Origin of the sequence: Anaerocolumna cellulosilytica, assembly GCF_014218335.1 — a bacterium.
Classification (GTDB): Bacteria; Bacillota; Clostridia; order Lachnospirales; family Lachnospiraceae; genus Anaerocolumna; species Anaerocolumna cellulosilytica.
Window position 1 is genome coordinate 2,154,229 of the sequence record NZ_AP023367.1, and the last position, 26,002, is coordinate 2,180,230.

Genomic DNA, 26,002 nt, shown 5'->3' on the forward strand with positions numbered 1-26,002 from the left:
TACTCTTACCTTGTTATTTGAAACACAGCATCTTTACTGCCCGCAAAAGCAATATGGCCGCCGGTTGGGAGCATAAATGAATCGGATTCCGCCGTATATAAGGAACTGGCAATACAGTTATTGTCTTTATCGTAAACATAGTATGCTCCATTATCAGGTGAAGTGACTTTAATGATTGCCGAGGCATCCTCCTGAACGATTTCATACCAGACGGTTAAATCCTCTCCGATGATTACGGTATCTTTTAGTTCCTTTGAAGATTTTACTTTTTCCTCACCGACATAGTTATAAGTTTCAACCGTTACATATTCAGCCTTATCTTTCTCATAAAATGCGTAATGAAACAAATCTCTTCCCAGCATTAATGGCAAATCCAGCTCACTTTTTGCTGTATTCTCATTAATTACTCTGCATTTTTCATGACTGCTTTTATTTTTATATCTTGTTACATATCCGGGAACCTCATCTACTACTTGAAAGCTGATAACAGGGTCTTCTAAATATGCATGGGAATTGTAGACTTCATTTATCAAATAGTACTTTTTGTCTGCTCGCGTCTTCCATTGTGACAGTACCGTGTCAGAAACAGTAAGGGGTTCTATTTTCTCGGCAAAGGGCATTGTTAATGCACTTTTTCCTAAACCATTTGTACTTTCATAGGTAGTACCAATCAGATAGACTTTACCATTGGATTCCTTTCGGAAGGAGAACTTGGTGAACCCCTTATTGCCCCCTGCGTTAGAGATAAAGGCTCCGGTATTACCTAAATAATGACCTTTTGAAGATATAAATTCGCCGGATTTGGTATACACATATTCCTGAACCGTATCATATTCTGCGCCAATTGGTTTAAGCAGAAGAGTTCCTTCTTCGTTAAATTCAATTTTTAACATATTCAAAGATAGGTAATACCCCTCGTATTGTTTCATTTCTTTCGGCAGAGGAGCACGTTCTGCTTCATAGTCTGTTTCGAAGGGGATGTCTTTTATATCGCTGATTAATCCTTCTTCTAATAACACTTCTAAAATAATATCCTGTGCTGCTTCCAGAAGGTAAGTACTAGAACCGCCAGAAGAGGTTAGTGCGATTGAGAAATTCTGTTCCGGTAATACCGTTAGATTGGCATGATACCCATTTACATCACCACCTTTAGTTAAAGCCTGTATCCCATATAGATTAAAAGGATATGCATTTACGCTGTCCCAGCCTAAACCGTAACCCATCTGGGTATCTCCAAGGGTAGCTGCAATTTTATCCTCAAGGTACCAGGATTTTGACATCAGATGAACGGACTCTTTTGACAACAAATGAACGGTGCTGTCTTTCATAAACATCTGAGAAAATTTAACCAAATCCTCAGAGGTACCAAAAATTCCTCCGCTGGCAAGAGGGTTGCAGTTTACATACGGAACCAGATGATTTCTATAATAGACAGGGGCAAGCAAGTTTTCATCCGGTTTGTCTCGAGGTGTATAGGTATTGCTAAGACCCAAGGGTTCTGAAATTTCTTTTTTTATAAATTCAGAAAAAGGCATGCCGCTTACTTGCTCCACTAAGATTTCAGCCAACGTAAAACCGTCATTACAGTAGACGCTGTAGTCACCTGGCGTCGCTTTTAATTCCTGTTTTGCAAGTTGGTCTAGAAAAGTATCATGATAGCTGGTATCAGAATCTCCATGTAGAAAAGAATTATGTAAGGTAGTGCCCATTATACCCGAGGAATGATTCAGAAGCATCTTTGGTGTAATCTGCTTATATCTTTCATCTGCCATACGGAATTCAGGTATATAGTAAGTAAGAGGTGTGTCAAGGTCAATTTTGCCTTCATCTACAAGTTTCATAACAGCTGTTGCAGTAAAGATTTTACTTACTGACCCGATTCCATACTGATACGAATCTGACATGGTTATAGTATCTGTGGCTTGTTTTTCGTAACTTGGTATCACCGGAACCTGGGTTTTGGCATACCCTGTCATACCGATGAAGCAAAAAGCGATAAGCAAGGAAACGGTAACCATCATAATGCTTTGTTTATTAAAATTATTTGGCTTTATTTTATTCATATATTAACACCCGTGTCTTTTTATTTTTTCTGCTTAAGCTCCTATTATTCAGTCAAAAGGTCATACGCTGTTATTGTCTTGATTTTATAAGCTTTTGTCAGTGCCATTACATAGATAAATATCATCATAAAACCATTCAGTATCAGAACGGCACCTATGTTAACGGTTAAGGTTAACCTGGTAAAGCCTATATGTACAAACAATAATTGAAGGATGGTATTTGAGAAGAGAATGGTAGCCAGACTTCCGACAGCACTTCCTAAAAAACTAGTAAGCATAAAATTAATAGATAACTGTTTGATCAAATCCTTCGTAGTGTAACCCATTGCTTTGTAGATACCGTATTCTTCTCTTTTTTTTCGTATTAAGGATTTAATAGTAATGGATAAAATACCGCCTATAACTAAAAAGGTAATGACTACAATTACAGTTACTAATCCTGACAAGATACTTCCCAAGGTATCTAACTGACCACTGGTGTAGTCTTTTAAATCTTTTATTTCATCAATCTTATAGGCAGAGGAATCTCCCGACAGAATAATATTGCCGTCTAATAAGACAGAATAAGAAACACTATTCACTCCATAATCTGCCAGTAGTTTGGAAATCTTTTGCTCTGCAATTATAGCAGCTTTTGTGTATTTTGCATTTTCGTTAGAATTATTATCCTCTAAGGATAGTAATTCCACATCATTTACAGCAACCTTATAGTTTTTGCGCAGTTTTTCTTTAAACAGTTCTTTATCCATGTCCTCCTTAAGATAGATATCAATCTGTTCTATATCGTATTGAGGGCGTAATTTTTTTAAGGCATCCAGTGGGAGAATACACATATTTCCATTATTATTTGAGGTCTGAAATATACCTGTAACATAGTACTGTGAAGTCCTTCCTGCGGAGGTAACCATAATTGTATCGCCGATTTCTTTCTGGAATGTTTTACTCATTACCCCTGTGATGGCGATTTCGTTATCAAAGTGAGGCAGAGTACCATCATAAGTAGATAAGGTTTCCATTGCTTCAAAGTTGTCACTAACTATTACATCAACATCATTGCTTTCAAGCTTTGCCGTTGTTAATCCGGATAAATTGGTTTTTCGTACTCCTTCCATAGCGGATAATTCTGCTGCCAATTCTCTAACATCAGTATGGGAGGTAACGGATACTTGCAGGTCAGACATCTCAAAGCCGGACATTTTAAACAGAGCCGAAGTATCTACTGCAAAGTTCAGATAGGTTACCATACTTAATCCTATGGCGAACATTCCACCTGCAACAATAAGCGAAAAAGAAAGATTGGATTTCAAATTCGTAAAGATTGTTTTCATCCCTAATCTAACATGAATGGAGCCGATTCCTTTATGAAGGGGACACATATTTTTTTTAAACCTATGGGTGCTGCCGACTTTATGTAAAGCCTTTACCGGGGGCAGTTTTGTAATTCGCATCGTGCCTAAGAATGCGGTAATGCCAATGGAGCAGAGCATGATACATAAGCACAGGACGTCTTCCGCCAGGTGCATACCTGCAGTCAAAATTATGCCGGTAAAACTTAAATAATTACTTAAGACAGGGTCAATTGCATAAGTAAGCAGTACCCCTCCTATATACCCTATCATACAAACTAGCAGATATTCAAGTACGATAGAAGTCATTATTTGTTTTGTCGTATATCCTATGGCTCCAAGCACGCCTATATTTTGCATACTCTCATCTATACTTTCCACCACACGGTTATATATCACGGACATAATGATTACACAAATCACAAGTGAAAAAGCAATTAATATAACGGCTCCAACAGATATAAATGACATAAAGGCAGATTTCATGGAAGCAGAACTTAAGTAAGATATCACAGCTTTTTCCGAGACAGACAACAGATTGGCCATATCACTAAATTCTTGTGTAAATTCTTCCGAAACCCTATCAATTCCTTCCTCTGTACCTTTAAATCGTGCAGAGAGAAAAACCGCCCTTCCGATTTCTGAGAATAACCTTTCATAGCCTTCTTTTGGAATGAAGTACTTCAAATATCCGCTTGAAGAGGTACTAAAATAAGTAGATTCAAAAAAACCGGCAACTACAAATGAATAGGTTTTTCCCTTGTAGGTTATATCATAAGTATCTCCAACGGAAAGGTTATAGGATTTTAGCATAAGTGGAACATAGATAGCTTCATCTTCTGAAATATCGGAGGCTTTCTCAATTGGTATTAATGGCGCGATTTTTCTACTAGCATCAAGGTTAAAGAAAACTGCTGCAAGTTCTAAAGAATTTCTATTATTTTTTGTAGTAGGCATATAGATTACTTCTTCTTTTTCTGCAATTGCAATACGGTTGTCTGAAAAGACAAATTCTTCAAGATCCTTTTTATAGGTATTAACGTTTGACATAGCAATAAATTGAGCACCGTTTAATTCTTCTTCTTTTTGTTCAAAAATGCGCTCGGTTTTGCTCATAAACGTAATACCGATATTAAGTAGTGTGGTCGCAAGGAGAATAAAAACAATAAGTGTAACGGCTGCGCTTTTTCTCTTTTTTAAGTTTGCTAAAGATAGTCGTAAAGTAACCATTGGCATACCTACCACCCCATTTCCCCTAAAAATTGTTGTAACTTTTGCATTCGATTGGAGCTTTCTAAAAGTTTATATGGTTTCATATTTAATTCTCCGCACACGGTGCCGTCTTTTACATATAAGATACGGTTTCCTCTTAAAGCCGTTTTTATATCATGTGTAACCATGATAATACTTTGACCGTCTTCATTCAGTCTAGTAAAGTTATCTAGGACCTGGGTACTAGAAGCGGAGTTCAGTGCGCCGGTTGGTTCATCTGCAAATAATATCTTTGGATTGTTAATGATTGCCCTAACGATAGCAACCCTCTGTTTCTCACCGCCGGATAGTTGATTGGGAAATTTAACAAAATCTTGTTCATTCAGGCCCATACTTTTTAAAAGTGTCTGTGCTTTATGAAAGACCTCTTTTTTATTGCGGTTTAAGAGCAGTCCACTAGTCAATACATTATCCAGAATATTCATATTGTCTAATAAGTAGATTGATTGAAACACAAATCCACAATTTTTTCGTCTTATAAGAGCAAGTTTATCGTTACTTAACTTGGCGATATTTTCTTCGCCAAGAAAAACATCTCCTACGGTGGGAATGTCCATGCCGGACAAAGCATAAAGCAGGGTGGATTTGCCCGAGCCGGAACTTCCCATGATTACAGTGAAATCACCTTTATTTATGCTAAGATCCAAATTTTTAAGGACATGTTGCTGAACGCCGCCGATTGAAAAGGATTTGCATAATTTGTTCGTTCTAAGAATAATTGTATCCATTATAATATCTTTTTTCCTCCTAAATCAGTTTGTGAATGTATGCTTTTATTACTAAAGCTTCTTAAGCAGTATAATCAATCATGGCTGGTAAAGTCTTTAAAACCATCCTGTCAATTTCTTAAATCTTTCTTAACTGCACATGATTTGTAAATTAGGGGTTACTATGGTATACTATTATACAGTATGGCGATTGAAAGTTATAGTAATAAAAATGTAATTCAATGGGTGTCAGGAAGAGATTGGGAGGAACATATGAAAAAAAGAATACGAAATATTATTATATGTGGTTTGCTCTTTGGAGGCATTTTGCTAATGCTAAGGATTGTGTTTCAGATGTCTGATGAAGAGGTTTGGCGGTATTATATTCTTGTCAGCGGGATAATCCTAGTAGGAGCAGTGGGAATCAATATAATATATCAGGTTAAACTAATGAAAAAGTTGAAACGCTTTGAAACGATTCTGCGGGATGAAGAGAATCCGGATAAATTTATTGAAGAAAATGAAAGTCTGTTGCGTAGGTTGAAGTCGGAGTATAACAGAGCGCTTATCAATATTAATCTTAGTGCCGGGTATTGCGACAAGGGAGATTTTGAGACAGCAAAAAATATTTTATTATCCATTCCTCTTAAACATATAAAAGGAATTAATAAAGTGGTTTATTATATGAATCTTGCTTATATTTATTTTAGATTGGAAGAATCTCAAAAAGCTCTTGATATTTTAGAACAACAAAAGAAAGCATTTTCCAATTTGGAAAAGCATCCTTCATTGGGAGGTAATATTATGTCTTTAAGGATATTAAAGTATATTGCTCAAGATCAGCTTGCAGATGCCCAAAATCTACTGATCACAGCAAAAAATCAATGGACTGATAAACGTCTGCTAAAAGATTGGGAGCTATTGCAGAGTACAATCAATCAATTAAATAATACATCGCTGTAATTAAAACAGGCAGCCGGAACGAGCTTCATACATATGAGCTTTGCGCCGTTTGCCTGTTCTCCTACACCAACCGTAACACTTGATTATTATTTTTACTATGCTATAATAGATATTAAGCGGTAAGTAAAGTGTTTCAGAACGGTATATTTATTGCTTTTCGTATGTACTATCAATAAAACTTAATAGGTAAAGAACCGTCTTAAATAAGAAGGGCTTTGATTACTGTGTCATGGCAATGGCACAGATATGAGAAGCCCTTCTTTTTTTAGATAAGATATCACTTTGTAAAATGTATTCGACATGGAGAATGTGTACAAACATTTATTTCTTAAAAGGAGGAACAAAATGCAGTTAGTAGGAAAAGAAATCAGCCATATAAAGTTTGGTGAAGGTATCGTAAAAGAATCAAGGGATAATTATATTACAATAACATTTTCACAGGGAGAGAAGAAATTCCTGTATCCAAAAGCATTCAATAAATATCTCACTCTGAAAGATAAAAAAGTTCAGTTACAAGTCAATCAGGCTCTAGAGGTACTTCAAAAGGAAGAATTAATGCAACAAATATATATTGGTGAACAACAGCGGCTTCATAAGTTACAGATGGAACGATTTTATCCCGATTCTCAGGCAGCGTTTGGATTCGTACAGAATAACAGGGAAGAGGTATTTTCAACCTGGTCTTTGTATGCAGGCTCTTACCAAAGTGGAAGTTCCAAAGGAAAACCAAAGCTTCCGGTAAGGCTTCGATTAAATTCAGCCTGCTTGCTTACAGAATGCGCCAAGGGAGTATCTGAAAAGAAGCGGCGTATATTGGGCGTATTTATGCCGAGGGAGGAATTTGAAGGTGCAGCTTGTAAGGATGGTATCATAAATAGTCATGAAAGATACAGAATTAAATTAGAAGACAAAGAAACCATGTTCTATTGGAACTATATTCCCGAAGCGGAACAGGTTTTAAAATGGGGTAATATTGAAATCCGATATATATCGAATCTAACCATGCAGAAGATATTAATGGATATGAAACTGGTAATCAGTGATTTAAAACGCCGTCAGGAGATGGAAGACTTTTATCAGTACTTTTGTTTGGTTAATAAGTTAGAAGATATAGAACATTAAAAACGGATGTGTTACTACGAACGGTGAGAGTCCTGCTGATACAAGGAGGAATTACATTGCAGGTATATACTATTGATTTCGAAGGAATTTATACGGAACAATCGTGGTATCTAACACGAAAAGACAAGATAAAAAACATGGATATAATACCGTATGAAGGAACGAACGGATATTGTTCACAGAAAAGCTGTGAAGTGTTGCAGGCATATTGTTCAAACTTAGATTTTCCGGCAGTAACTTATCTAGGCTCAGGTAACTACCACTATCTCACATACTTTCTGCTACAGCAAATAAAGAAGCCGTTTTCTATGGTTATGTTTGATTTTCATTCCGATATCCAGATGGGAATGTGTAAAGAGTTATTATCCTGTGGCAATTGGGTACGGTTTGCTCTGGAGAATTGCAGTCAACTAAAACAGGTTTATATAGTAGGTGTAGCGGAACAATATATTCCTAAGGATTATGATTGTTGTGGCAAAGAAGTACATTTCATTACAGAAAAGCAGGTAAGAAGCATAGATTGGATAGAAGAAGTTAAAAGAGGAATACAGTACCCTATCTATATTACGATTGATAAAGATGTATTTCGGGAAGGGACTGTTTACACAAACTGGGACCAGGGAACCATGGAAATAAACGATGTAAGTGCATTTTTTGAAGGTGTAAGGGCAAGACATAAAATATTAGGCGGGGACATCTGCGGAGAGTGTTCGAAGAATTATGCAGATGGGCAGTATAACAGGTATCAAGAGGTTAATGGGATTATAAATCAACAGATTTTAACGTATTTTCATATGGCAAATCGATAGAAGAACGTAAATTTTTCCAAACTCTTTCCGGTATTTAGTTGAACATGTTTGCTGTTTTATGATAAGATAATTATAACAGTTTCAATAAAAGACGAATTGTTTATGAAAGACATTTCTTATAAAGACAGATAGGAGTTATACATGAAATCATTAGTAATAGCGGAAAAACCCTCTGTAGGAAGAGATATTGCCAGAGTACTTAAATGTACAAAAAATATGGGGGGAGCCATAGAAGGTGAAAAATACATTGTTACCTGGGGACTAGGACATCTAGTTACCTTAGCTGATCCTGAAAATTATGATGAAAAATATAAAACCTGGAACATGGAGAATCTTCCGATGCTGCCGGAGAAGTTCCAGTTAGTAGTTATAAAGCAGACCGGAAAACAATATCAGGCGGTGAAAACACAGATTCAGCGAAAGGACGTATCTGACATTATAATTGCCACAGATGCAGGCAGGGAAGGGGAATTAGTAGCAAGGTGGATACTGGAAAAGGCAAATAATAAGAAGCCCGTTAAGAGATTATGGATATCCTCCGTTACGGATAAAGCCATCCGGGAAGGCTTTGCACACCTAAAAGACGGAAAAGAATATGAAAATCTGTATCAGGCAGCGGTAGCAAGAGCGGAAGCCGATTGGATTGTAGGAATGAATGCTACAAGAGCCTTAACCTGTAAATATAATGCCAGCCTTTCCTGTGGACGTGTGCAGACGCCAACGCTTGCAATGATTGCAAAAAGAGAAGAAGATATTAAAAAGTTCATACCAGTCCCCTACTATGGATTGATTGGGAAACTAAGTGGTATGACACTTACCTGGAAAGATGCCAAATCAGGCAATACAACTACGCCTGATAAATCAAAGATAGAAGAGCTGTTAAAACAACTAAGAGGCAAAGATGGTATCGTAACAGAATTTAAAACGCAGTTAAAAAAATCCTATGCTCCTGGATTATATGATTTGACAGAATTACAAAGAGAGGCAAATCTCAGGTTTGACTTTTCTGCAAAAGAAACATTGAATATCATGCAGCGCTTGTATGAAAATCATAAGGTGTTAACGTATCCAAGAACAGATTCCAGATACTTGACTACGGATATTGTAGGAACCTTAAAGGAAAGACTGGAAGCAGTCAGTATAGGACAATATAAAAAACTGATCTCTGTGTTACTTAGAAAGCCTATTGTCACCAATTCCTCCTTTGTGGATAATCAAAAAGTTAGTGACCATCATGCCATTATTCCTACGGAGCAGTTTGTAAACCTTGACAATATGAGTACCGATGAAAGAAAAATTTATGATATGGTGGTAAGACGCTTCCTTGCTGTTTTATATCCACCTTACGAATATGAAGAAGCGACCGTAAAAGTACAGGTTGGCAGCGAACAATTTACTGCTAAAGGGCGAATTACGAAAGCAATCGGCTATAAGGAAGTTTATGAAAATCAAATAGAAGATAAGGAAGAAACTGAAAGCTTGCAGGAGGTTTCGAAGGATGATGTACTAAAAGGAATAGACTTTGTTATAACCGAAGGTAAGACAAAACCACCGGCACCTTTTAACGAAGCTACCTTATTGTCCGCTATGGAAAACCCAGTACAATTCCTTGAGGAAAAAAACAAAGAGATAGTGAAGACCTTAGGGGAGACCGGAGGGCTTGGAACGGTAGCAACCAGAGCCGATATAATTGAAAAGTTATTCAACTCCTTTTTAATGGAGAAACGGGGAAAAGATATATTTATTACTTCGAAAGGAAAGCAGCTCTTAGAACTAGTTCCTCAGGATTTAAAGAAGCCTGAACTAACCGCATCCCTTGAAATGAAACTAGGCAAAATAGCAGGCGGCAAATTAAAAAAACGGGAATTAATGAAAGAGATGACTGCTTATACCAAAGAAATTGTAGCAGAAATTAAGAGTGGTGACGGAAAATTCAGACATGACAATCTCACCAGTAAAAAATGTCCGGCGTGCGGAAAAAATATGCTTGCCGTTAACGGTAAAAACAGCAGAATGTTAGTATGCCAGGACAGAGAATGCGGTCACAGGGAAACCATTGCCAGAACCAGCAACGCCAGATGTCCGATATGCCATAAGAAAATGGAGTTAGTTGGACAGGGAGAAGCGCAGACTTTTACCTGCTCCTGTGGACACAAGGAAAAACTGTCGGCCTTTCAGGAGAGGAGAAAGAAAGAGGGAGCTGGTGTTAGTAAAAAGGACGTAGCAAAATACATGAACCAGCTTAAAAAGGAAGAAAAGGAGCCGGTAAATACCGCATTTGCAGATGCCTTTTCCAAATTAAAGCTGGATAAATAGAAATACACAATTTCTCTTACCTCCTGTCTCTGGGCAAAGAGTTTCTTAGTTGACTATATATAAATTACTGGAAAGGAGAGAACGTCATGAAAAAGAATCTTAGAGTTTTATTTATGTTTACAGTGGGAGCAATTATACTATTTCTGCTTATATTTGCGTTTCCTATCGTGATGACAGCTATCTTTTTTACGCCATATGTGAAAAGTGCATTAATATTGCTGATTTTTATAAGCATTGTTTTGAAAAATAAATTGTCCTGGAAAAATAGTGTTGTATTTGTTGTAGGAATCTTTTCTCTTGTTGGAATGCTGATGGATACTGCCGGAAATCCAATCTACAATAAGCCGTTGGCTGTGATTGTTTCTTCCGTGGGTGAACTTAATATTGAATCGAAAACCTATAATTATGCACCCGGTGAATATAGCATTACAGACTATATCAGCATTATAAAAAGCGAAGGGGAGGTTGTGAACCTTCACATAATTCTGCTGTATCTGTATCGATTTGTACAATATATTATTCTATATTCTATAGTAGCAACACTGCTTGGATTACTCGTAAGAAGAATGCCTGACAATAAGATTCCACTTGTTCCTGTTGTAGAAGAAGTAACCCCCGAGTTAAATCAAAGGATACAGGAAGAAAAAAGAAGAAGAGAAGAGGAAAAGAAAAATCGACTGACACTTTCAGTAGAAGTGAAGGATACTGTCATACAGTTAAAGAAAACTGAAAATAGTATTAAGGCGATTAAAGTGATTCGTGAACATACAGATGTATCCCTTGCAGAGGCAAAAAAGCTATTGGATGAATTAGAAGATTAGAGCAATTGCTTTTAGGCGGTAAAACATAAAGAAGAAGCTTTCTGGTTTTTATAGATAAAAAATCAGAAAGCTTCTTCTTGCTTTGCAGTAGTTGTATATTAGCATATGTAGATATTGTGTAATTACTTCAATCATTATAGCTTATAACTATTACCATTCCTTAGATAAGGACAAATTCCAGTCCAGAGAATAGATACTGTCGCTTTGTGCCTTTAATTCCTGATAAATCTGGGCACGCGCATAACTTTCAGATGTTTCATCTGTTATATCATCTTCATTCCAATATTGGAAACCAAATAAATAACTTTCCATCATATCATCCCAAGAAGTATACACTTTTTGTAATTCCTGTGCAATCGTTAAGCTGGCATCCATAGCCTCTTCATAAGTATAATAACCCGCCAGATAATACCAGGAGGATAACTGCATGGCTCTTGACAAATCCCAAGCCTTAATGGCATTATCTCCGTATTTTTCAACTGCATCAAAAATTCCCAAGAAAAAAGCTCTGTCTTCGTCTGTATAAGACTCGTCTGTTAATGCAGCTACCAATTCATCTCTAGAATAGGTAGACAACTCGTTTTGATTATAGAGTTCAAGTAATTCTGCATTATGTCCATTTTCTTCGGTCAGCCATTTCAGCTTTTCATCAGCAGTAGCTCTATCCGTAACACTCCAGGAATTTTCTAATCCTTGCTGCATCATTTTAGCAATGGAATCGTTTGCGGCATAGCCGCCAACAAGGTTGATATCACCGCCATTTCTTGAGGTGATTAAGGCATAGGTTGCGTTAAACCAAAGTAACGTATCAGATATGCTTTTATCAGCGGTTTCTGCTTCTTTTGAATCATCTGTTGTAGTAGCGGGAGTACTGTCGGTATCCTTTTTAGCAGGTGTACTACTGCATCCGGTTAAGGCAAGTACGGTAACTAGTGCCAAGGTTAATAATCTTTTCTTCATTTTTTCTCCATCCTTTGTGTATTTAGTGCGTACGACCTATATAATACCAGAGGTTTCGCAAAAGGTTAATAGGAAATAAGTAGGAGAGGTTAAAAATGTTATTGTGATGAAGTGAGAATAGATAATTGGGTGTTTAACATAATAAATGAAAATGAGAGCTGTGCATCTTGCTGAGGGATTGAGGAAGATAAGTTGTCAAGGATGAACTCATACTTGATTTTATAACTAAACTCAATTAAAATATAAGCATGATATTAAAGTGCGAATATGAAGCGTACATAAAATCCCTGGGGGATTCGCACTTAAAATTTTATTGTGTAAAGATTATGATAAAGAATGCTTTATGGTATAATTTTTGTAAATATTTGCTGTCGCTTCCTGCACGGAAGCGTGGATTGAAATAAATAAATGGTATAAATTCCAACGTCACTAGTGTGTCGCTTCCTACACGGAAGCGTGGATTGAAATTGTGCTTGTTTCTAACATATCTCATTTTCTTCTTATCACTTCTTACATGAAGGGTTAGGGTTAATATCTATAAAAAGATATGCTGGAATTATTTGACTTAATGATTCCTCATTGGGGCATAGAGCTAGAGCTGATTAATCTAATTACTGATGTATCGTAGAAAGGAAGGTATTATGAGAGGGGCGATACTTGAAAAGGGAGAGCGTTGTTATACTCATTTGAAGGGTATTTTCGATGGAATTAATAATGTACAGAGAGGGTATAACTGGCTTATTACAGATTGTGAATGTTGTACAATAAATGCTGATTACTCAAAACGCATATTTCAATACGGAACATATGGTTGGTTAAGTGGTGAAGAATTAACAGATATGGTTAATAAGGAAGATTTTCAATGGGTCTGGGGAGTATTATCTGCTTTTAACAAAGAGATTTCATTAGAAGAAATATTAAAATATAGCCTGCCTTATGCTGATGGCTACAAGGGATTTTGGGAAAATCCTATTTCGATACAGCATCCATTAGCACATATGGAACTAGTTCCTTGGGATAGCAGTTGTACAATAATTATTTGTAAGGATGACAGGATTACAGAATCGTTTATGAAAAGTTATCCATTTAGTAGAGATTTAGTAATGTATAATTACAATCATGGGCAGTTTGATGAATCCGAGGAACTTGAGAATTGGCTACAGAGTAAGAAATCATAATTTAGCCAAGCGGATTTTATATTGCTACTGGAAAATAGAAGTGATTAGAAAACATCGATTTTAAGAAGATGTAACCTTTAATGAGTTAATAAATTTAACTGAATTTTATATAGGTTTGTAACCAATTAGTGACAATAAAGCGTTCTTTCAGGTGTATAATCATTTCATAAATATACTATGAGAGGAGAAGCTTTATGGAGGATTCAATGCGTGTTCAAAACCACTCCAAAGACGAAATTATCCGTCTTCTGCAATGGATTGCTAATAATCCAGCCGAATGGGAGCGAATAAACCAACGAAGGGAAAGGGAGGAAGTTCCACCCCTTAAAACACTAGAGGATTGCGACCTGCTAACCTTTAGTGGTCTATATAGTGTTATGATTGCACTGCTATTTAGTGAACAAAGCATAATCACAAATCGTGTATTCCGTAAAATGGTAGCTAGAACCTTATTGCAACGGATAGAAGAACGAGGGGAGTTGGAGGCTTTGAAAGAAGTTCTGGAGTTTTTGCATGAGGAGTGGACACGGATAGAAAAAGAGAGTCAACTATAGAATTACCACATGATACATACTATATCATTTCTAATATTCATTCATAAGTAGTAAACAGATAGAACAGAACAATCATCCCATCATAAAAACAAAACGCAAAGTATAACAATAATAGGGCGGAGGTGTTCTAATGCAAACCTTCCGCCCTATTTTAAAACTATAAAATATATCTACATCAAAGCCTCATACAGCTTATCTACTGGTCTAGGTATAACGGCACATTCTACCATAAGCTCACTGACCGCTTTTGCGGCATTTACAGCTTCCGTAACTGCACCAATATCACCGCTTAAGGTAACAAAGCCCTTTCCGCCCACCGCAAAACCGGTACGTACTTCAATCAGGTTTACTGCTGCGGTTTTTGCTGCGGTATCCGCAGCTATGATAGCAGAGGCTACAGAATAAAATTCAATCACACCAATTGCTCCGCCAGTAGGGACTTGTGACGTACCGCTGATAGCAGGCATTAACTGGTCACTGACATTTGGTATCAATAATTTATCTACTAAAAATTCTCCGGCTTTTTCTTCTCCAGCATTCATAGCGGCTGTAACGCTTCCGGTATCTCCGCCAATGATTATCATGTATTTTCCGGGACATATAGTGGAGGATCTTAATAATTCAACATCTGCTGCCTTTAGCATATAATCACAGGTCTCGATTCCTCTTGCAATACTGGACAGTTCTATCATACAGACTGACTTTCCCATTCTTTTATCCTCCATTAATTTACACTGATTCGAATGCCAAGTGGAGTTATGTCTTTTATAATTCCGTGAACGCTGGCATGTATATTCGCTGATAAGCCGCTATCGTCGGCGGCGGCAATAACATCTCCGATTGTAACGTTATCACCAATGTTTTTTACTGCCTTAGCAGGCTTTCCGATATGTTGTGATAGGGGTATAAATACTTCCTGTGGATGTAACGTAATACATGAATGTGCATGCAAACCGTTATATTGACCGAGATTTAATCTGGCAATTAAACGGTCAGTAGGTACCTTACTTATATCTACGGTTCCTCTTGCCACTGGATTGGGATTTTTTTCTACGTTAATACCCTTTTCTCGTAATTTTCCCTTCATATAACCGTTCACTTTTCTTGGTGAGAGTCCCATAGGGCAGGAGAACATTTCACAAAGTCCACAGTCACAGCAATTAGCTGCATCACCAAAGGACTTTTCAAATTCCTCGGTACTTAACTCGGTATGTTCTCTCCATACATTTCTCATAACCAGATGGGGTTTGATTCTGTGCCCAATCTGATATCTTGGACATAGGTCAGTACACATTCTGCATTGGATACAGGCACTTCTTGCCTGGTGTTTGATACGGTCAATGGATACCTTGGAGCGTCTGATTAAGTAATGGTCTTTTGGAAGAACAATAATATTTCCGGTTGTTTTAGTAACAATCTGTGCATCAATCAAATCATTCTCTGCAACAACTCGTCCCATCATAGGACCGCCAAGTATAATGGCGTAATCGGAGATGGTTGGATTTGCAGACTGAATGCATTCACGGATAGAAGTACCAATGGGAACTTTTAACATGATGGGTTCCTTCACCTCACCAACTACGGACAGGTATTTTTCTGTGGTCTTTTTGCCCTTAGTAAGAGCTTCGTAGATTCCGATTACAGTACCCACATTGTCTACTACTGCACCAACTTCTATGGGAATACCTCTTTCTGGTACACTTCGACCAGTTACCTGTTGAACGATTATCTGTTCGTCACCGGCAGGATAGAAGGTACGAAGTTCAAAAATTTCTATGTCTGCACCATTCTTAGCAATGGCTTCTTTAAGAGCAGTGATTTCAGCTTTATATTTTCCTTTTAAAGCGATGACTGCTTTTTTTGCCTCCAGATGAGCAGATATCATCATAACTCCTTTAATCAGTTCATCGGCAAAGATTCGGCATAAGTATTTGTCTGTTTCAATAAGCGGTTCACACTCGGCAGCATTTACAATAAAATATTCTGCTTTAGTATTCAGTTTTATATGTGTCGGAAATCCGGCACCGCCAGCACCTACAATTCCGGCTTCTTTTATGGCTTCAATAAAATTCATAGTTACACCTTTGCATATCACAGATTCACCGTGATAGTACCACTTTTTAATGAGTGAAAGAATTCCCAGGTGGCATCCTTTCTCAATCAAATTTCCTTTCACTCCACTTTTTTCAGTTAGTTACTTATGAAACAATCCTTTTATGGTATGAAGTAGTTTATAGTAACAAGTAATTGTTTTGCTATTATTCCTACAATCATATTATAAACGTTGCGTTTAGCAATTGTCTATAACTTTTCAGTAATAGTTCTAAAACATACGAGTAAGTGATGGACTTATTTTTTTATGGAATGGAATAGTCCTATTTTATTATTTAAACTGAACAGCTTGTATGACTGCTATATTCCATTCGTACCCTCGTAAGCCCTGATAAATAGGTCTGTTAAATCCTCTTTGGTGCAGTTGCGTGGGTTTCCTGCTGTACAGGGATCCACATAGGCTGAATCCACCATAGCGGGCAGTAATTTATAAAAATCCTCCCGGTTGACACCAGCAGCTTTTATACTGGAAGGGATATTCAATTTGGCTATATAACGCTTTAGGGCGCGGACAAGATTTATTGTGCTCTGACGGTCATTCGTACTATCAAGCCAGATTAATCTGGCTATTTTGGCATACCTTTTGTTTGCTTCAGTCAATTCATCATAAAGACCCGCATTAAAGGAGATTACATAAGGCAATAAGAGGGCATTGGCTTTTCCGTGAGGGATGTGAAAGTGTGCACCTAAGGTATGAGCCATGGAATGATTGATACCAAGTCCTGAATTGCTAAATGCCATACCCGCAAGACAGGAGGCATTATGAACACGTTGCCTTAAGGTTACATCGTCCGGTTTTTCAAATACCTGTATTAAAAATTTATTGGCTAGCTTAATTGCCTTCTCAGCAAGTGCATCAGTAAAATCGTTTCTCATGTTACAGACAAAGGCTTCGATGGCATGCGTTAAGACATCAAGTCCTGTATCGGCAGTGATAGAGGGTGGAACAGATTTTGTAAGTTCTGCATCCAGTATCGCAGTATCCGGCAGCATACTGTCTTCCACCAGCGGGTATTTTGTTTCGGTGTCCGGGTCTGTAATTACTGCAAATTTAGTAACCTCTGAACCGGTACCACTGGTTGTTGGAATGGCTATGAATTTTAACTGAATGGATGCATCCTGCATACGGGCAAAATATATCATCCCCTTGGCAGCATCAATAGGAGAACCACCTCCTAAGGCAACTACCATATCGGGTTTAAATTCTAAGATTATCTTAACACCTTGGGAAACAGTTGCTATGTCGGGATTCGGTTTCACATCATGAAATATTTGATATTCAGCAGTATCTAAATGTTTTGTTATGTATTTGGTTACTTCCTTTTCATACATAAACTTATCAGTAACAATAAAGACTCTTTTAGCTCCCGTAAAAGTGTCTCCGTTACCATTGCCTATTATGATTTCTGTTTTATTGCTAAAGGTGCTATACATGAGGTCTCCTTTCATACTATGTAAATATAAGTAAAAACCACACAAAACCACATATTAAATGTCGGCTATTTGTTGTTATTGTCTGTTATTTATAAGGTATCTCATATTTATGTATTTGTCAAGAACACATAATCATAAAAGTTAAATATTTAACAAGGTACTAGTGATAGGTGCATGAATACAGCAATAGCAGTACTATGTTAGAATTATTGGTGGAAAATAATATAAAAATATGTTAAATACTGTTTGGTTATGTTATGCTATGCTATAATAATCATAGCTTCATAGTAACAATTAGATGTAAACCCAAAAGTAAAATATGTATTTAGAAAAGGAGAGAGTGAATGCCTAATAAAATATTACCTCAAGCGGAATCATTTATTACAACCTATCCCAAAGATACCAATGCCTTGTCTATACTTTTACAGCATAAAGAAGCGCTTGGATGGTTAATGAATTGTTTTATTCAACTAACGAGCTATGATAATACATATTTGGATTATTACGATTTTTACTATAGAAATTGCCCTATATTAGACGTACAACGCATCAAGAAAAGTATAATCGGAGAAAAACCGGAGGATGTTATTAATTTTATTATAGAAGCGATAGAAAAGAAATACTACATATATCTGCTGATTAATACGAAATATATTCCTAAATATCAAAGCAAAAAGGATTGGGTTCATGACTTGTTTGTATACGGATATAATAGGAAAGATGAATTATTTTATATAGCAGATAATTTTGACCACGGGAAATATGGAAAAGCTACCTGTACCTTTCAGGAGTTAGAAAAGGCGATTAGATATTTCCCACAAAAAGATTTTGCGTACCAGGGATTTCGGAATTGTATTGAGCTGTTATCTTATAATAAAGAACCTCGGGCTAGGTTAGAGCCATATAGAATTAATTTGTCCATAGAAGATTATCTGGAATCAAATCCGACCAGAGGGTGGTATGTAAACAACGCAATGTGGGATGAAGAAGAGACAAGAAAAAGAACGTTTGGAATAACCTGCTACAATACGATCTATAATCATTTGGAGTTTGCTCATAATAAGGGTTACTTTGGACAAGGTTCGAATCAGGCTTTCTTTTTGATGTGGGAACATAAGAAGACTATGACTATGAGATTAAGGCACTTAAGGAGACTTAATCTGCTAAAGGAGGAAGAGTGTATATCGCAATATATGAAGTTGGAAGAACAAGCCTTGATAGCATTATCCTTAAAACTGAAATATACGGTAAAGTCTGATGATAGAAACTTAATATCGATACGAAGTTATTATGATACTATTAAGGAAACAGAGGAAAAAGTGCTGAATAAATTATTGATACAATTAAAGGAGATTTAGATTTAAAAATAAAGATTTATTATTCTTTTAGAGCAAAATTGATCATATTACACAACCATACAAGCATTAAGCGGGAGGTACCTGACTAGGTCTTAGTAAGGTACTTTCCACTTTTCATGATATGGGGAGTGTAATTCTAGCTTATTGGTAAATATTCTTAGTCTGTATGCACTTTTATGAAATTATAGGTTGATTGGGCGATTTAACCAAAAATCGATGCTAATCTTTTACATGTAAAAGGAGGGTTTGCGGTTGAAGTACATGGTAACATATGTTAAATTATTTATAGGAAACAATGAAAGCACTTTCAAAAAACTGAAGAAAATATGAGGAGTGTGGGTTTCTGGGCTATCAGTAAGAAGAACTGCAATATTTTAAATAAGCAATAGAAAAATTATTGCAACTTATCTGAAAGCACTTACATAATAAGGAGGATGGATAATGTTACAAATCTTTAGGGGACAAAAAAGGCGGTTTATGGCTATGCTTCTTTGCCTGGCAATGGTGTTAACAATGTTGCCGCAGCGTGCAAAAGCAGATACAGTTGAGGTGGGTGAGGCTATCGAGGTGACAAATGAATTGCAAAGCGGAGAAGGGTTAGAGGATATGAGAGAGGAAGCGGTGTCAATGATATCCTCCGAATCAGCCTCCGTTGCTATGCTGTTACTTGCAGATAATCTAGAGGCAAAAGAATATGATACCAGCTTTGAAGTAGGTGGTTTTACTATAAAAGCTTCTGGTAATAAAAAAGTCGCAGTGGATACAAACTCTAAAACAGCAGATGACGGAACAAGCTTTGCAAAGAGACTTAAGCTGAATGGAACAGGTGATAAAGAGAATCGTTCGATTCATTTTAGTACAGTATCAGGAGCAGCAATTACCATTTATGCATTGAGTGGTTCAAGTACTGCTGACCGCAGTTTAGATTTATACAACATAGACGGAACGATGGTGGGCTCTGTTCCGGCATATAGTACTACTTTGACTGCCGCTACAATTACTGTTAACAATACGGGAGATTATTATATTGCTTCGCCGTCAAGTGGAGTGAATGTATATGGTATCAGGGTAACGGCTGACGGTGGTGGTGAAGTCGAGGAAAGGGCAGACTGGAATACGGTTGCAGCACCGGTTATCAGCGATATAACCCAAAGTGAAGGTAAAATACTTGTTCGTTTTGAATTAGTAACCGGTAAAGATGGTGCTGATAAGGCGACCGTGGTTCGAATGGACAAAAGTGGTAATATAATTGACAGCGTACTAGTTGGGAAGGATTCCTCTAGGACGAATAGAACGGCAGAGTTTTTGCCGGATAGAAGTGGAGCATACTGTTTTAAGGTTATAGCAGAGAGAACAGAGGAAACTACTGTTAAGGAAAGCAGTGTTTCAGAAGAATTCACCTTTGTGCTTCCCTTATCAGCACCTTCCATTAAAGGTGCTAATAATGCGGGAAACGGAAGTGTGGTTATTCGTTGGGATGCAGTAGCAGAGGCTGAGGATTACGTTGTTTCTTACAAAGAGGAAGGAACCACTGAATTTATAGCAGGGCCAACCGTTCAGGGTACCGAAGCTGTTGTAAATGGTTTAGCGATTGGAAGTACCTATATATTTTCAGTAAAAGCAGCCAGAGGAAAGGACGTATCTGAATCGGGGGAGATTACATTAAAGATTACAGAAAAGGAAGAAAGAGCCTGGTATTTTTCTGCCTTTGGGCCAGGGGTTAATACGGATAATAACTACTATAGTAAAAATGAAGAGGCAGGCTCTGTTACAGTTGCCAGTGAGAATGGTAAGGGTAAGTTACAGCCTCCGTCTACGGATGGTCTTGCTTATTATTACACAACTATTAACCCGGAGACCGAGAATTTTATTCTGTCTGGTAAGGTTACTGTAGATTCCTGGACCTTTTCCAATGGTCAGGAGGGCTTTGGAATTATGGCGGCAGATGCGGTAGGTCAAAATGGTGACAGTTCAGCATTTTGGAATAATTCCTATATGCTTGGTGCTATGAAAGTTGAGTATTTTTGGGATACTAATAAACAGGATGTATCGGATTCCGGCAGTAAAATTGTAATGAAACAAGGAATTGGTGCACAGGAAAAGAGAGGGGTTACGGCTGAAAATATTGCGGATGGTACCATAGTAACTAATATTAATGATTTATTCAGGTCTACGATAGCAACGCTTGATACCTCCTGTGGCTTAAAGGGTGCAGGTACTTACAATATTATCGGTAATTATAACAATGCACAGCCTCCTACAGGTACAGTGGATGAATCAGAATTAAAGACAACCTTCGTATTCACCTTACAAAGGGACAATACCGGCTACCGTTTAAGTTATACGGACGAGGAAGGAAAAACGGTAAGTAAACTTTTCTATGACCTTGAACGCAATGTATTAACCCAAATCGACCGTGAAAATATGTATGTAGGTTTCTTTGCATCAAGAAATGCTAAGATTACAGTAACAGACATTGCTTTAGTGACCACTGATCCAGCGACTGATCCACCGGCAGAAGAGCAGGAGATTACATATGTAACGCCTTCTTACCGGGTGATTTCTGCTAAAACTTCCGCTGTTGAGGAGTATGAACTGACGTTTATAGCGAATGCGGACGGTGTCTTAAGTATTAAAGATTCTAATAACAGAGATATTGTAACAGAACAACCGGTTACGGCAGGTACGTATCGTAAGCATACGGTTACGTTACTAAAAGGAACGAACACATTTAAACTTATTTTTACGCCAAATGAGGATTATAGTCCAAGTAAATATGAAAAGCTCTCCTCTTATGATACGGTAAGTTTTGACCATAGTGTTATCTATAATAACTACAATCGTAATGTATTACATGTATCGCCGGAGGGGACAGCGAGAGGAACAGGAGCTGAGAATGACCCGCTGGATGTATACACAGCAGTACAATACGCAAAACCGGGACAGATTATTCTCGTAAAGGGAGGTACCTATAATCTCTATAAAACAATAACGGTGGAGCGTGGTATAAACGGAACTGCGGAAAAGATGATATATTTTATTGCCGATGAACGTAGTAAAGAGCGTCCGGTATTTGATTTTAACGCATCAAGTGCAGGTATGGTAATTGCGGGTGATTATTGGTATTTTAAAGGCTTTGATGTTACAAAGAGTGCAGATGCGGCAAAAGGGTTACAGTTATCCGGTGATAACTGTGTCATTGACTCCGTGAATACTTATTATAACGGGAATACAGGTCTTCAAATCAGCAGATATCTAAGCACCGATTTATATGAGGATTGGCCGTCAAATAATTTAATCCTAAATTGTACCTCTTATGGAAATTCAGATAGAGGTTATGAGGATGCAGATGGTTTTGCTGCAAAATTAACCATTGGTGATGGTAATGTTTTTGATGGATGTATTGCTTACAATAATGCAGATGATGGTTGGGATTTATTCGCTAAGGTTGAGACAGGACCTATTGGTAAGGTAGTGATTAAAAACTGCGTGGCATATGGGAATGGATATCTTCCGGACGGTACGAATGCAGGAAACGGAAATGGTTTTAAACTTGGTGGCAGTAGCGTGACAGGCTATCATACATTAATCAATTCAGTTTCTTATAATAATAAATCAAAAGGAATTGATTCCAATAGCTGTCCAGACATCCAGGTTTATCAGTGTACGACCTTTAATAATGAATCTTACAATGTTGCATTTTATACAACAGATGCAGTAACCACTGATTTCTTTGCTGACGGTATTTTGTCTTATCGGACAGAAGACAAAGGAATAAATGAGAATATCAAACCCAAAGGCAGTCAGGATTTGGAAAAGATTTACGGAACCTCTAATTATTACTGGGAGGCGAATAAAGCAGCTTCAACAAATACAGTAAACGATAGGGTATCTGAGGATTGGTTTGTAAATATGGATACTTCTATACAGGTAACCAGAAACGACGATGGTACCATTAATATGAACGGACTGTTAACGTTAACGGATAAAGCACCACTTAATACCGGAGCAAGAATGAGCGGAACCCCTTCTGCAAGCATAGTAATACCGGAAGAGCCTGCCGTGACACCAGCTCCTACTTCTGCCCCGGATGATATTACGGAGAATCGTAATGATACTGATTTAAAAATCAGTCCTGTACTAGATAACGGTAAAGAATTAGAATTTACTTTACCAAAAGATGAAAAAGGAAATACAGCATGGAAAGAGACAATTACTTATATAGAGGGTAAGTTAAAGGAACGTAATGTATTAAGCAGCACAGATAGCAAAGGTGATGAGATAGTATACAATATTACCTTTCACATGAATAAGGATACGATAATACCTAAAGAAGTCTTAGAAGTAGTGCAAGGTAAGCCTGTCCAATTGAATCTTATTCTTGATAATGGTATGGTATGGACAATAAATGGCGTGGATGTTGCAAAAGAAGCCATAAAAACAACGGATTTGGGTGTAAAATGGAACGAAGGCAATATTCCGGAAAAAGCAGGGAAGAAATTCCTTCAAGCAGTGAATGAACCGGTCAGCCGTCAGATTTCATTGATACACGAAGGCGACTTTGGTTTTACAGCAACGCTTACTATTAATCTTAATAGGCTAGCAGAAGGTGAAAAGGAAGCCCTCCTACGGGCAGATGGAAAGCATAAGGTTGCAGGTATGTATTATTACAATCCAAAGTCAGGTACCTTTACACTGCAATCTTCTTCTCAAATAGAGACAAATGGAATTGTTAAGTTTACGTTTGACCATGCTTCTGATTATATTCTATTGGTGGGTGAGAAGCTGATACTTAATGAGGAAACACTTCATGAGATTACTGTAGGCGGGGTGGCTGCCGGAACAACCGGTAAAAGCAAACTCTATGCCGGAGGTACAGCTGATAAAACGAAAAAGCTGGTTGTTAAGCTTCCGGCAAGTATGCAGGAAGCAATTGATAAGGAGTTAGTGGAATATAAGACAGTATATACCTCAAGTAATAAATCCGTTGCAACTGTTTCAAAAAGCGGACTGATTACGGCAGTTGGCAGCGGCAATACAGTTGTTACTGTAAAACTTACGTTAAATGATATTACTTTGGTTTTTAAACATCAGGTAAGTGTTGAAAAAGCCCGTATTACATTTGTGAAAGCGGTTGAAAAGCTAGCCGTTAATAAGCAAGCAGTTTTTGAAGTAAAACTATTCGGATATGCCGCCAAGGATATTGTTTGGATGACAAGCAAAAGGAATATCTCTGTTGTAAGTAAAAATTATGGAAAAACAAAAGCAATTGTATATGGTATATCAGAAGGAACGGAAGATGTGTATATTAAGCTGCGGTCAAGCAATGACGATATTGCTTTGGTTAAGGCAAAGATAACGGTAGTTCGCACAAAGAAGTAGGGTTAATGATTCATAATGAATCCTATTCATACCATATATTAATTAGTATAGATTCTCAAGGAATGTAAAACCTTAAGAATAATAGAAGAAGCCTTATATGTATCCTGCATGGTTAAAGGACTGTTACCAGTTTTAAAACCATACCCAAAGGATTGTTATAGGGCTTTTTCTGTTCTTGAATTGATCATCCTTAAAAAACTCTTATCCAGCACAGGAGCAGTTGAATGTTTTCCTATGAAGTGAGGCAGTGATACTGAACTGGAATTATACGGATATAAATGGGTAAAATCAACAAAAGCAATTGACAAAAAATAACATAAGATTTATGCTGTTTTTAATAACTATAATATGTCTATTCAGTAACGATTTGCTCAAAATATAAAAGGAGCCAGTATATGGATTATAAGAAGACAAGCCACACCAATGTACAAAAAATATTACCGGTTAGTGAACCTATGATAACAACTTATACCCACCATGCTCATTTATTATCAGTGCTCACGCACTATAGACAGGCATATCCATGGATTTTTAGTAATTATATTCATTTATTTATTAACAAGGATTATGTTAATAAATGGGGGGATTTTTATTTTCCCCTGCCTTATGAAATAAGAACTCCAGAAACCTGTAATTGGATTGAGACACAAAAGGTAAACAGACATCTGGTAGAAACCAAATGGGATAGTGTTATTAATTTCGTTAAGGAGTGTATTGATACAGAGAATTATATACATACAATGATAAATTACGCTTATCTTCCGGTCAGTGATAGATACAAACGTAGTAACACTAACCATGATATTTTTATTTATGGTTATGATACAGACAAGAAAGAATTATATGTTTCTGATTTTTTCAAAGGGGGGAAGTATAGTCACCAGATGATTTCCTTTGAAGATTTTACCCTTGCCTTTTCACAATACCATCAAGCTGTAAATAATGATTATCTGAGACAAGTAGTATATTTGTATAAATTTAACAATGGCTGCGGCTATCAGTTTAGTATTCAGAATATAGTGAATTCTTTTCGTATGTATTTGTCCGGTCAGGTACCAGAATATTGGGATCAATACAATAATGGTAACCGGCAGGAAATTGTATTTGGTACACAAATTTATGAGACACTAAAAAATTATGCAGTACGTTTAATGAAAAAGGAAGAACCTTTTGATGCCAGAGCCTTTTATATGCTTTATGATCACAAAAAACTTATGGCTTTACGGCTAAAATATTTAAAAGAACAAGGTTACTTTATAACTATTCATAACGATTTAAATATAAGCAAAGCGGAGGAAATGGAAATCATAACACGAGATATGGTGAATGTATTATTAAAGTTTCGATTTAACAATAATCCCAGAGAACTCGATCGAGTTATAAAATTATTAGAAGAAACGCAGAAAAGAGAGTATGATATTCTCTCACAATATATATAAAAATATAGTAGTATAGATGCAAAGAAGCAGATACTTGAATGTACATCTGCTTTTTTGTTGTATAAAGAATTGCTATAAGAAGATATGGGGGTTATTGACGAAATGACAATATATAGAAAATATATAAAAAAAAATTAAATTATTGCAAAACAATATATAAAATTAA

General features: G+C 36.9%; 17 protein-coding genes. 10 read left to right on the forward strand and 7 right to left on the reverse strand.

Features of this window, described 5'->3' with window-relative positions:
• Positions 1-5 precede the first annotated feature (5 nt).
• From acsn021_RS09030 to acsn021_RS09040, 3 genes are read right to left on the reverse strand one after another with little or no spacing between them, the layout of a single operon-like run.
• Entirely contained in the window at positions 6-2,063 is a 2,058-nt protein-coding gene (locus acsn021_RS09030; protein ID WP_184091228.1) for a serine hydrolase domain-containing protein, read from the reverse strand.
• A gap of 44 nt (positions 2,064-2,107) precedes the next feature.
• Complete coding sequence (locus acsn021_RS09035; protein WP_184091226.1) at positions 2,108-4,639, reverse strand: ABC transporter permease; 2,532 nt, start codon at positions 4,637-4,639, stop codon at positions 2,108-2,110.
• Between the two features lie 8 nt (positions 4,640-4,647).
• Entirely contained in the window at positions 4,648-5,409 is a 762-nt protein-coding gene (locus acsn021_RS09040; RefSeq protein WP_184091224.1) for an ABC transporter ATP-binding protein, read from the reverse strand.
• Positions 5,410-5,661: 252 nt separating this feature from the next.
• On the opposite strand from acsn021_RS09040, the gene acsn021_RS09045 reads away from it, so the two are divergent.
• From acsn021_RS09045 to acsn021_RS09065, 5 genes are all read left to right on the forward strand, one after another.
• Positions 5,662-6,351 carry a tetratricopeptide repeat protein gene (locus acsn021_RS09045; protein WP_184091222.1) on the forward strand — a complete coding sequence of 230 codons (690 nt, stop codon included), beginning with the start codon at positions 5,662-5,664 and terminating at the stop codon, positions 6,349-6,351.
• Positions 6,352-6,696: 345 nt separating this feature from the next.
• Positions 6,697-7,473 carry a hypothetical protein gene (locus acsn021_RS09050; protein WP_184091221.1) on the forward strand — a complete coding sequence of 259 codons (777 nt, stop codon included), beginning with the start codon at positions 6,697-6,699 and terminating at the stop codon, positions 7,471-7,473.
• Positions 7,474-7,529: 56 nt separating this feature from the next.
• Positions 7,530-8,282: an arginase family protein gene (locus acsn021_RS09055; protein WP_184091220.1), complete on the forward strand. Its 753-nt coding sequence runs from the start codon at positions 7,530-7,532 to the stop codon at positions 8,280-8,282.
• 141 nt (positions 8,283-8,423) lie between these two features.
• Complete coding sequence (locus acsn021_RS09060; protein WP_184091219.1) at positions 8,424-10,598, forward strand: DNA topoisomerase III; 2,175 nt, start codon at positions 8,424-8,426, stop codon at positions 10,596-10,598.
• 86 nt (positions 10,599-10,684) lie between these two features.
• Positions 10,685-11,419 carry a hypothetical protein gene (locus tag acsn021_RS09065; RefSeq protein WP_184091218.1) on the forward strand — a complete coding sequence of 245 codons (735 nt, stop codon included), beginning with the start codon at positions 10,685-10,687 and terminating at the stop codon, positions 11,417-11,419.
• 150 nt (positions 11,420-11,569) lie between these two features.
• Here the strand turns inward: acsn021_RS09065 and acsn021_RS09070 are convergent, their stop codons facing one another.
• Positions 11,570-12,379: a DUF1266 domain-containing protein gene (locus acsn021_RS09070; RefSeq protein ID WP_184091217.1), complete on the reverse strand. Its 810-nt coding sequence runs from the start codon at positions 12,377-12,379 to the stop codon at positions 11,570-11,572.
• Positions 12,380-13,020: 641 nt separating this feature from the next.
• Here acsn021_RS09070 and acsn021_RS09075 point away from each other — a divergent pair.
• Together acsn021_RS09075 and acsn021_RS09080 are read left to right on the forward strand one after the other, a co-directional pair.
• On the forward strand, positions 13,021-13,557 hold the full coding sequence (locus tag acsn021_RS09075) for a hypothetical protein (protein ID WP_184091216.1): 537 nt from the start codon (positions 13,021-13,023) through the stop codon (positions 13,555-13,557).
• Between the two features lie 194 nt (positions 13,558-13,751).
• Positions 13,752-14,111, forward strand: a complete 360-nt coding sequence (locus acsn021_RS09080; protein ID WP_184091215.1) for a hypothetical protein — start codon at positions 13,752-13,754, stop codon at positions 14,109-14,111.
• A 170-nt stretch (positions 14,112-14,281) separates the two neighbouring features.
• On the opposite strand, the gene acsn021_RS09085 is transcribed toward acsn021_RS09080, so the two are convergent.
• From acsn021_RS09085 to acsn021_RS09095, 3 genes are all read right to left on the reverse strand, one after another.
• Entirely contained in the window at positions 14,282-14,821 is a 540-nt protein-coding gene (locus acsn021_RS09085) for a BMC domain-containing protein (protein ID WP_184091213.1), read from the reverse strand.
• Positions 14,822-14,835: 14 nt separating this feature from the next.
• Positions 14,836-16,185 (reverse strand): 4Fe-4S dicluster domain-containing protein, encoded by a 1,350-nt coding sequence (locus tag acsn021_RS09090; RefSeq protein WP_184091211.1) that lies wholly within the window; start codon positions 16,183-16,185, stop codon positions 14,836-14,838.
• 338 nt (positions 16,186-16,523) lie between these two features.
• Positions 16,524-17,657, reverse strand: a complete 1,134-nt coding sequence (locus acsn021_RS09095; RefSeq protein ID WP_184091209.1) for a 1-propanol dehydrogenase PduQ — start codon at positions 17,655-17,657, stop codon at positions 16,524-16,526.
• Positions 17,658-18,001: 344 nt separating this feature from the next.
• On the opposite strand from acsn021_RS09095, the gene acsn021_RS09100 reads away from it, so the two are divergent.
• From acsn021_RS09100 to acsn021_RS09110, 3 genes are all read left to right on the forward strand, one after another.
• The gene (locus acsn021_RS09100) at positions 18,002-19,015 is read left to right on the forward strand and encodes a hypothetical protein (RefSeq protein ID WP_184091207.1); all 1,014 of its coding nucleotides are present in this window, start codon (positions 18,002-18,004) and stop codon (positions 19,013-19,015) included.
• 441 nt (positions 19,016-19,456) lie between these two features.
• Positions 19,457-24,397, forward strand: coding sequence for an Ig-like domain-containing protein (locus acsn021_RS09105; protein ID WP_184091204.1), 4,941 nt, complete (start codon positions 19,457-19,459; stop codon positions 24,395-24,397).
• A gap of 395 nt (positions 24,398-24,792) precedes the next feature.
• Complete coding sequence (locus acsn021_RS09110; protein WP_184091202.1) at positions 24,793-25,836, forward strand: hypothetical protein; 1,044 nt, start codon at positions 24,793-24,795, stop codon at positions 25,834-25,836.
• Positions 25,837-26,002 lie beyond the last annotated feature (166 nt).

Excerpts from the sequence above, each read along its gene's own strand:
- acsn021_RS09070 (WP_184091217.1), bottom strand. The coding sequence starts at position 12,379 with ATGAAGAAAAGATTATTAACCTTGGCACTAGTTACCGTACTTGCCTTA.
- acsn021_RS09030 (WP_184091228.1), bottom strand. The coding sequence starts at position 2,063 with ATGAATAAAATAAAGCCAAATAATTTTAATAAACAAAGCATTATGATG.
- acsn021_RS09085 (WP_184091213.1), bottom strand. The coding sequence starts at position 14,821 with ATGGGAAAGTCAGTCTGTATGATAGAACTGTCCAGTATTGCAAGAGGA.
- acsn021_RS09090 (WP_184091211.1), bottom strand. The coding sequence starts at position 16,185 with ATGAATTTTATTGAAGCCATAAAAGAAGCCGGAATTGTAGGTGCTGGC.
- acsn021_RS09040 (WP_184091224.1), bottom strand. The coding sequence starts at position 5,409 with ATGGATACAATTATTCTTAGAACGAACAAATTATGCAAATCCTTTTCA.
- acsn021_RS09035 (WP_184091226.1), bottom strand. The coding sequence starts at position 4,639 with ATGGTTACTTTACGACTATCTTTAGCAAACTTAAAAAAGAGAAAAAGC.
- acsn021_RS09060 (WP_184091219.1), top strand. The coding sequence starts at position 8,424 with ATGAAATCATTAGTAATAGCGGAAAAACCCTCTGTAGGAAGAGATATT.
- acsn021_RS09075 (WP_184091216.1), top strand. The coding sequence starts at position 13,021 with ATGAGAGGGGCGATACTTGAAAAGGGAGAGCGTTGTTATACTCATTTG.
- acsn021_RS09065 (WP_184091218.1), top strand. The coding sequence starts at position 10,685 with ATGAAAAAGAATCTTAGAGTTTTATTTATGTTTACAGTGGGAGCAATT.
- acsn021_RS09050 (WP_184091221.1), top strand. The coding sequence starts at position 6,697 with ATGCAGTTAGTAGGAAAAGAAATCAGCCATATAAAGTTTGGTGAAGGT.
- acsn021_RS09045 (WP_184091222.1), top strand. The coding sequence starts at position 5,662 with ATGAAAAAAAGAATACGAAATATTATTATATGTGGTTTGCTCTTTGGA.
- acsn021_RS09100 (WP_184091207.1), top strand. The coding sequence starts at position 18,002 with ATGCCTAATAAAATATTACCTCAAGCGGAATCATTTATTACAACCTAT.
- acsn021_RS09110 (WP_184091202.1), top strand. The coding sequence starts at position 24,793 with ATGGATTATAAGAAGACAAGCCACACCAATGTACAAAAAATATTACCG.
- acsn021_RS09095 (WP_184091209.1), bottom strand. The coding sequence starts at position 17,657 with ATGTATAGCACCTTTAGCAATAAAACAGAAATCATAATAGGCAATGGT.
- acsn021_RS09080 (WP_184091215.1), top strand. The coding sequence starts at position 13,752 with ATGGAGGATTCAATGCGTGTTCAAAACCACTCCAAAGACGAAATTATC.
- acsn021_RS09105 (WP_184091204.1), top strand. The coding sequence starts at position 19,457 with ATGTTACAAATCTTTAGGGGACAAAAAAGGCGGTTTATGGCTATGCTT.